Source organism: Prosthecobacter sp., from assembly GCF_049294395.1.
Lineage (GTDB): Bacteria > Verrucomicrobiota > Verrucomicrobiia > Verrucomicrobiales > Verrucomicrobiaceae > Prosthecobacter.
The window spans coordinates 1-8,212 of the sequence record NZ_JBAQCR010000030.1 but is presented as its reverse complement, the minus strand read 5'-3'; the positions used below and the strand labels follow the sequence as shown (position 1 = coordinate 8,212).

General features: G+C 59.9%; 7 protein-coding genes. 3 read left to right on the top strand and 4 right to left on the bottom strand.

Annotated features, from left to right (window positions below):
- The 4 genes from WAW39_RS01885 to WAW39_RS01870 form a co-directional block, all read right to left on the bottom strand.
- On the bottom strand, positions 1 to 257 hold a 257-nt coding region (locus WAW39_RS01885), incomplete at its 3' end, for a hypothetical protein (RefSeq protein ID WP_422315192.1).
- 47 nt (positions 258 to 304) lie between these two features.
- Positions 305 to 1,378 carry a hypothetical protein gene (locus tag WAW39_RS01880; RefSeq protein ID WP_422315190.1) on the bottom strand — a complete coding sequence of 358 codons (1,074 nt, stop codon included), beginning with the start codon at positions 1,376 to 1,378 and terminating at the stop codon, positions 305 to 307.
- A gap of 57 nt (positions 1,379 to 1,435) precedes the next feature.
- Positions 1,436 to 3,316, bottom strand: a complete 1,881-nt coding sequence (locus WAW39_RS01875; protein ID WP_422315188.1) for a hypothetical protein — start codon at positions 3,314 to 3,316, stop codon at positions 1,436 to 1,438.
- Complete coding sequence (locus WAW39_RS01870; protein WP_422315186.1) at positions 3,313 to 4,098, bottom strand: hypothetical protein; 786 nt, start codon at positions 4,096 to 4,098, stop codon at positions 3,313 to 3,315. The genes WAW39_RS01875 and WAW39_RS01870 overlap by 4 nt, the downstream gene beginning before the upstream one ends.
- A gap of 91 nt (positions 4,099 to 4,189) precedes the next feature.
- Here WAW39_RS01870 and WAW39_RS01865 point away from each other — a divergent pair, with 91 nt between their 5' ends.
- From WAW39_RS01865 to WAW39_RS01855, 3 genes are all read left to right on the top strand, one after another.
- Positions 4,190 to 6,397: a portal protein gene (locus WAW39_RS01865; RefSeq protein WP_422315184.1), complete on the top strand. Its 2,208-nt coding sequence runs from the start codon at positions 4,190 to 4,192 to the stop codon at positions 6,395 to 6,397.
- Positions 6,398 to 6,850, top strand: a complete 453-nt coding sequence (locus WAW39_RS01860) for a hypothetical protein (protein WP_422315182.1) — start codon at positions 6,398 to 6,400, stop codon at positions 6,848 to 6,850.
- Between the two features lie 952 nt (positions 6,851 to 7,802).
- Positions 7,803 to 8,212: hypothetical protein (locus WAW39_RS01855; protein WP_422315180.1), on the top strand; the 410-nt coding region annotated here is incomplete at its 3' end.

The window sequence follows — 8,212 nt, the reverse complement described above, 5'->3', positions numbered from 1 at the left end:
GCCGTGTACAGGGCATTGCCCTGCTTGCCCGGGCCATAGAAGCCGGAGCGCTGGCGGAAGGTGATCTTCTGTCCCATCCCGGCGGAGACGTCAGTCTCTACTTCGATGAGTGCGTCAGGACCACCTTCAAATTTCGTGAAGACGTCCTCCGTGGCTTCGTACATGTCAGCGCCCTCTTTCCAGAGCTGCGCTGCGTTGTTGGCGTCCTGAGTCGTCAGGTTAGCGCCGGTATTCGTAACGGTTGTTGGGTAGGCCATGGCCTTGGGTTTGGGGGGAGAGGCAAACCCGGAGCTTCAGGGAGGCACTAAGCACTCGCAGGGCGGGCCTTCAGATAGGCCTGCTTGCGTTCTTGGTACGTTCCAGTCGTCGCCGGTGTCCGCGTTGTTTGGGTGCGGGCATCTCCGCCGGCGATGAGCGCCGAGGCAGGTGGACGGTGGACTGGAGAGGTAGGGGACGGTTGAGTGACTTGCGGCTGGCTGGCCGGTGCGCCTGAAGGTTTGATGCTCAGTTGCGCCGCTGCATCCACGTAGCAGTAGAAGGCGGAGGACGGATGCGCTGCACGGGGATCTTTGTCCGCCGTCCACTTCGCATAAATCTCACGGGCCTTCACCGCCAAGGGGGAGTTTGCCTCCACCGACTGCGGAAACATCTGCGCCGCTTGGATCAGGTACGGCTCTTCAGCCGCAGCCTGGGCTTGCTCTTGGGCCGCCTGAGGAGTCACGCTCTGGAGAAGCATCTGCTTCTCCTTCTCGCGGAGTTCCTTGATCTTTGGCTTGAGTTCGTTGGCTTGATCGAACTCAAAACCTTCCTGCAAATCATCGCGCTGTTTTTCCAGCGCTTCCAGTTCAGCACTGACAGATTCCAGTGTTGGACCGGTTTCAGCAGGTGCCTCGGCAGTCTGCTGAGTCGCAGGCAGTTTTGGAACGTAGTTTTCAGCGATGAACTCCACCAAACTTTGCGTGTTGCCCAGCTTCTGACTGGTCTGGAAAGCGGCCACAGCTTCCACGTCCACAGGTGTCACCGTGCGGACGCGCATCTTGGGCATCTGGCCATCCTTGATCAGAGGGGCATCCTCGGGATCTTCGGGCGGATTGACGACGGCTGCAGGTGCAGGTGCTTCCACAGTCTGGGCAGCAGGCGGAGTTGCCTCCGGAGCCTTGCCAGACAGGAAAGCCGCCTTGCGGGCAGCATAATCACTCTGTTCGTCCCCTACCTCACCAGTCTGACCGCCCGCCGCTGTTTGCGGAGATGCGATTTCTTGAATGGTTTGAGTAGTGGCGTTGTCCACCGCTGGCGCGGCAGCCGTCACAAGGTTGTTCTCCGTCTGGGCAGGAACCTCAGGCGTCGAATCGTTTAGCTGGGCAGGAACCTCAGGCATAGGCTGACCACCGGCTCGACATCTTCCAGAATTGCAAGAGGGTTTTGTCGCGTCACTCTAAATCCGGTGCGCTCCACCCATGCCCATGCTGCTCTGCTGTCCTTCTTCTTGCAGCATCCGCCTCACATCGGGCGGCAGCAGCTGGCTCAGCTGCTCCACCACATACACCGTCCCTTTGCTGCGCAGGAAGTAGGCAAAGGCCGTGCCCATCACAAAGTCATCGTGGTGCTTGTCCAGCGCCTCCGCTTTCCCCGTGTTCGGGTTGATGGCGAAGTGCTCCATCTCATCGAGGATGTGCAGAAATGGGATGTCCAACCCCTCGCCCTCGATGTTCGTCTTGCGCACCGCTGCTCGCACCTCACCCAAGATGCTGCTGCGCATGCCCTGCCCTGCCCCGTCGTCCGAAGTCCAGATGCCCAGCTTTCCGGTCGGCACCTGGTCCTCTTTGTCAGTGGCGGGCCGCTCCCGCTCAAAGATGCGCACCCCCAGCTTTTTCAGGCACATGATCAGCCCGCAGTCATTGTTGGCCTCCGGCACCACCATCGCATTGCCGTAAAACTTCGAGATTTTCGCGATCTCCTCGGCCAGCACGTCGATGTCGATGCGGCAGTTGGCACGCAGCGTGGCCACGATCTTGGGCTTCACCCACGTCCCTGTCTCGGCACAGGCATAGCCGTCACGAATGACGGGCACCGCATGGCAGTCAGGATCCCCTTTGGAATTCGCCAGCCCCCGGCTGTTGTCCGCGCCGATGGTGTACCTTCGCCCCACCTGCGGCCTCTCGCGCAGCAGCCACCATGGCCGGTCCTCCTCCGTCGCAGGCATCCAGGTCACGGCTGTGCGTTTGTCATCCCACTCAAACACACCCATCTGGATCTCAGACTGCTCCTCTTCCGCCTGTCGGCGCATCTTCTGCAGGTTGGTCTTGTTGAAGTAACAGGCTTGCGCAGCAAAGAAGCCGGACTCCTCAGTCGTCGGCTCTTCACGGTCACGCTCCTCGGGGTCATAATCGCAGGCCTTCAGGCGCATGCGGAAATATTTGATGTGCCCCGGCGTGAGCTTGTAGCGGGTCAGCAGGTTTCGTTCTGTCGCCCGCTCCACCTCATTGAGGCAGTCAGACCCCGAATTGATTCGAGACGCCTCTTCAGGCGTGCATGGCAGCACCGAGTCCTCAAACACATACCACGGCATGAAAACTTTGATGAAGTCTCCCGGCTCATAGTCTCCGTTCTTGAGCTGCTCGAAGGTCTTGGCCCTCTGCCACTGCTCGTAAAACACACCACTGGCGCCGCGCACCGTCGTTTCGCCGATCACCAGCGTGTTAGGCTCCAGCGGCACCGCACCCATCAAGGAGGAGAACACCTTCCCGGCATCCCGGACGGCACCGTCATCTTCCGCCCAGCGGGCGATCTCAGTCATCACCAGCGCTCCGAGCGTGGCAGACCGGCCAGACTCCACGTTCTTCGCCGTGGCCCAATGACCCTGCCCGCCGTTGCCATAGCTGGCGCTCTTCGCCAGCACCTCAGACTGAAACCCCCAGGCATAGTTGTCGTGGTCGTTGTACGTCTTGAGGATGTCCCACAGGTTCCGGCAGTTGCTCAGTTCGTTGCCGCACAAGTAGGCCTTGTGGCCAAAGCGCTTCACAAACCAGTCCATGATGCCCATGCTTCCCGTGCTCGATCCCTTCTGACGTGGCTTGTAGATCAGGATGCGCACCGGCAGCTTGTGCCGCAGCATGTAATCCACGATCTCCGCCAGCTTGAACTGCAGCGGGTTGGGTTTGAGCAGCTTCAACTCCTTCTTCTTAGTGACGATCTTGCCGTAGTTCTCCAGCCACACCATCGGGTTGGCCTCCACCAGCAGGCGGTGGAGGTCATTAATCCCCTCGGCAGTGGGGGCAAACTCGCGCACCTCGTAGTCGCAGTCTGCCGGATTCATGGCTTTGCCGCTCCTTCCGTCGTCGCCCCTGCCGTCGGGCTCACAGCTTTTTTGATGGCCTTCTCATCGGCTTCTTCAATCAGCCCGCGCAGCACCATCCTCGCACTGTCGCTGCCAAAGATCATCGTCTTGAGTTCATCCCAACTCACCGTCTTCTTTTCTGGCGGCGGGGGCAGCTTCTCACCTGCGCGCCCCTGCGCGTGCTCGATCATGAACCTGACCCCTTCTTTCCGGGCGGTCCAGTTCGGCTTGGTGGCGATCACCTTCCCACCGATCACCACATCATCCACCGCCTGCATCATCTTCTCAATCTCATGGACAATGCGCTGATTCGGAAAGGCGTACTTCATCGCCGCATCGAAGTCCAGCGACGCCGGCACCTCCGTCAGCTTCACTTTTTCGGGTTCATCTTCCTCGCACACACCCACACGCGCGCGCGCATGTGAGGATTTGACAGTCTTTGCTTTGGGTTTGGGCACCGGGATCCATCCCAGTTCGTCCTTGCCTTCAGCCAGCTTTTTCAGCAAACGCAGCGCCTCACCACGCCCCCCCGGCACCGCCACATACTTGCGGCTTGGAAAGTGAACCAGCCACCAGTCACACACCGCCAGATCCTTCTCGCGGGGCGGCTGCACCAGACTGGGAAGGGTGTGCTTTTTGAGGTTGTAAAGCCTCACCTCGCCATCGCCAAGACTCCCCGCGAGCTTCCGCAGGCTTTCACAGCCTGATTCGACACCACCCTTCTTTTTTGCCGCCTTCTTGGGCTGCGGAGACTTGGCCATGGCCGGATATAGCTCGACATTTTGAGCAAAATCAACTCCTGCCCCAAACCCACCCTTGAATTGTGAATGAATGTCGAGCCGGTAATCGGCTATGTCACAAACCCAGGCGATGACACTGGCAGCAAGTCTGCCACCTGCAACAGGCCCTTCAGGGGACGAGCCGCAGGTCATCATCCCGAGCGCTTTGACGCTCACCCGTGAGCAGGAAGACCGCCTCATGCGCCATGCCAAGCAGCGGTTTGATGATCTCAGCAAGGAACTCGGCCGCGCTGATTACGAGGCGGCGAACTACCTGCAAACACCCATGGCGGCCCTGCGCACCAGTTATGCCAGCCACCTCGGCAAGCGCCATCTGTCCCATCTCATTTTCTCACAGCAGATGGAATGGCGTGAGTATGTCCTTGGCGGCCTTTACAAGGAGTCCAACGTCCATCTGCCCATCACCACACGTGCGGTCAGCCAGCAGATTGCCCGTGCCAACAAAAGTTTCTTTGGCACGTCGCCCTTCTTTTCCGTCTCAGGACTCAGTCTGGATGACGAAGCATTCGCCCGGGATGTCAACAGCTACGCCCGCCTCCAGCTAGACACCATCGGCGGCATTTCCGCCAATCTGCAGGCCGCCGTGGAGCTGGCCTTTGTGCAGGGGGAAACCGCCGTTAAAACCAAACGGGTCAAACTCACCAGCTACTTCGAAAGTCATCGCGTCATTGCGCTCGATCAGGAGAAGCAGCCCATCATCGCCCTCGATGGTGACTACATCTACAAGACCGACCTCTTCGTCGATGAAGAGGTTCCTGTCCTCGATGCCAACGGCCTGCAGGTGCCAGGTGAGGATGGCGCACCCCAGATGCAGGGAACCGGCAGAATGGTCCTGAAGCGCGATCTCCAGACGCCCCAGCCCGACTACATGGACTTCCAGAACGTGAAGGTCCATCTCTCACAGCAATTGGCAGACCGTGTCGAAGCCCGCCCCATCTATTTCCTCGACTTTCTCTGTCCGCTGAATGCCGCCAATGTCCAGGACGCCGACTGCATCATCCATCTCTACGACTCGCAGGTCATCCAGATGGCAGACCAGTATCTGCGGGACACTTGGGGTGACACCGCCCCGGAAGATCAGCTCCAGCGCATCGCCGATCTCGTCCACCGCATGCTCCCTGGCACCGGCGAAGACAAAACCTCCTTGGCCGATCGCCCGCGAGCAGATCAGGGAGAACTGGCCAGCCAGGGCATCGGCAAAGACCGCAACGAGCCCCTTGTCGGCCTCGCCGAACAATGGATGTGGTTTGACCCTTTCGGTGATGGTGTCATGCGCTCCATCATGCTCCTCATGGATCAGAGCGGACGCCTGCCGGTCCATTACGACTACACCGCCAACCTCACTGAGGACGGCCTGCGCCCCGTGGATGTCGTCCGCATCAATCCTGTCGTCGGTCGCTGGCATGGCCGTGGCAATGTGGAGCGCAACTACGCTTTGCAGAATCAGGCAGACCTGCTGCTCAACCGCGCCTTGTTTGCCGAGTCCCGCTCCGCCCGCGTGGACTTTTGGAAGCCCGCCAACACCATCGAGGGAGACGCAAACCCCAACCTCAAGCTCAATTGGGGCGGCACTTATCGTCTCAAGGAAAACAAGACCTTGGCCGACACCCTGCAAAGCGTCACCCTGCCTAACACCAAGCTCGCCAATTTGAAGGAACTGCTCGAACTCATCCTGCAAATGTCGCAGGCCATGAGCGCGGTGCAGAATGTCAATGACGGCGCCATGGCAGGGCTGGACACCCAGAAACTCGCCACCGGCATCAAGAACTTGGAACGCTCCGGGGAGGAGATGTTCGGCCAGTGGATCAGCCACATGGCTCCCGATCTCGAAAAGATCCTCCGCCGCGCCCTCAAGTGCCTGCTCTCCAACTTCGCCAAGGTCGGAGAGGCGGGCAAGCTCATGCGCTTCTTCGACCGCCAGAACCAGCGCATGGTGGAAATCGATCCCTATCGCATGCGGGATCTCGATCTCGACATCGTTCTGGACCTCACCACCTACAAGTCTCAGGCCCAGCTCCAGCAGGCGCAGATCGCCTTCACGATGATGAGGGAATACCTCACCATCATCGCGGCCCCTCCTGAAGAGGCAGAAAAGCGGCTGGGTACCATCGTGGAGCAGACTCTCCGCTCTCTTGAGTTCAAAAACGCCAAGGAGCTCACCGCGCCCATCCAGCGCCCTTTGTTAGCTCCCGCCCAAACAGCAGGCCAGCCCAGCGCCGGCGCTTTGCAGCCAGACGCACAGCCACAGCCAGCCATCTAAATGAGCACTCCCACCCCAGCCCCCACTCCTGAACAAATCCTTGCCTTGGAACAGGCGGCCAGCATTGCCCGTCATCGCCGTTACGGCGTGGAGTTGGCCGCCTGTCCCGCATGGATGGAGTATGTGCTTCCCAAGGTCCGGGCTGAACTCTCCCGCCTCAGCAGCATCATCTTCGATCCCTCCAACCGGGATGCCGTGCACATTGAAGAAAGCCGCCAGCGGTGGTTTGCCCTCACCGGACTGCTCACCGACCTGAAACAGCCGGTCATCGAGGCATGGGCCACACGTGCGAGCGAAAACGATGAACTCGTCGGCATAGTCCCTCCCCAGGTGATCGCAGCATTTGACTGCAAGGTCAGCATGGCCTCTGCACCTCCACCCCAGCGGGCAATAGAGATGCCGCCCGCTCCCGACTTCGATCCCTTCTCTTCCTCCGCAAATCAGGAATCCTGAACTCATCACGACCATGGCCACTCCATCCCATTTGAATTGGAATCAGCGCGGCAAGGCTGCCTCTCCACGCGGCTTTGCCTCGGCAGAGGACTATGCCTCCCATCATGCCGCATTGAATTCCGGCCCCACCGGCATGCACAAGAAGAACACCATCCAGAGCGGCCCGCACAAAGGCAAGACGCCCGATCAGGTCTACGCTGAATATCTGGACGCTGGCGTGGCTCTCGGCATTCCTCGCCGCAGCGTCGATGGCTCGACCAATGGCCGCCTCCTTTTGGGGCAGGCTCCCGGTCAGTCTCCAGCGCCTGGCAGCAGCCCGGTTGCTCCTGTCAGCCCTCGGGCGGCATCACCCGTGGCACAGACCATAGGAACAGGTGGCCAACTTGTCCCAGGCAGAAGCGCCGGTTCCATGGTCTGGAAACCCAACACCAGTACCCAGCCCGCAACTACGGAATCCACGGCCCAGCCAGCGAAAACCCCTACCACACCAGCACCAGCGTCCTCCACGCCTGCAGCTGCACCCATATCCAAAGCCCCAAGCCCCCGTGCTAAATCCTTCGATGGCATGTCCTCCACCCAGTTTGGAGCAAAATACGCAGCACGGGAGGGACGGGGCAATGCCTTCACCGGATACCGACAAGTCAGCCCGACGGCTCCTCCCCAGTCATCTCCAGCGGGCACTCCCAAAGCCGCTGCCTCATCTCTCGTAATGCCGTCCGCTCACCCGGCAATGGCTGGGACTTTCATGGCAGAGGATACCCTATCAAACGTTTCTCCTTCTTATTCCGCCGCCCATTCTGTGCCCGGCGCCCCATGGGTCAAAACATCACCCAATAATCCGGTAGCAAATGGATCTGCCATGGCGGCTCTTTCACTGAAATCCGTTTCACCTTCATATGCCACTGCCCACACCCCCAAAGCAGCCGCTCCTGTCACCCCGGCTGGACCTGCCATGGGCCCAGCAGAAAAAGCCCTTGCGGACTTCAACGCTGCCAACCCCAACGTGAAGACCCAGGCTGAAATCGATCAGATGCAGCAGACCTTCAAAGATAACCGCGACAAGCTCACGGCCATTCAGGCCCAGAAAGGCTACGCTGCCCAGCGCGCAAAAAACGGCCCCCAGGAAATCCTCTCCGATCCAACACCGCAGACGCAGGATCAAAAAGACGCCAACGCCGCAGTCGGCTACACCATCACGAGCACCATCCCCGGCTCAAAAGTCGGTCCGAACTTCATGGGCGGCAAACCCTACAAATCCCCCTTGATCGCGGACATGTCCGCTCCGCCCGCAGCACCCAAACCCGCTGGCACACCTCTTCCTCAGGTCAAGCCTCTCAATCCGGTTGTCTCCATCCCCAGTAC

What these genes read in the sequence shown, in the direction of transcription:
- WAW39_RS01880 (WP_422315190.1), bottom strand. Translation starts at nt 1,378, where the DNA reads ATGCCTGAGGTTCCTGCCCAGCTAAACGATTCGACGCCTGAGGTTCCT.
- WAW39_RS01875 (WP_422315188.1), bottom strand. Translation starts at nt 3,316, where the DNA reads ATGAATCCGGCAGACTGCGACTACGAGGTGCGCGAGTTTGCCCCCACT.
- WAW39_RS01870 (WP_422315186.1), bottom strand. Translation starts at nt 4,098, where the DNA reads ATGGCCAAGTCTCCGCAGCCCAAGAAGGCGGCAAAAAAGAAGGGTGGT.
- WAW39_RS01865 (WP_422315184.1), top strand. Translation starts at nt 4,190, where the DNA reads ATGTCACAAACCCAGGCGATGACACTGGCAGCAAGTCTGCCACCTGCA.
- WAW39_RS01860 (WP_422315182.1), top strand. Translation starts at nt 6,398, where the DNA reads ATGAGCACTCCCACCCCAGCCCCCACTCCTGAACAAATCCTTGCCTTG.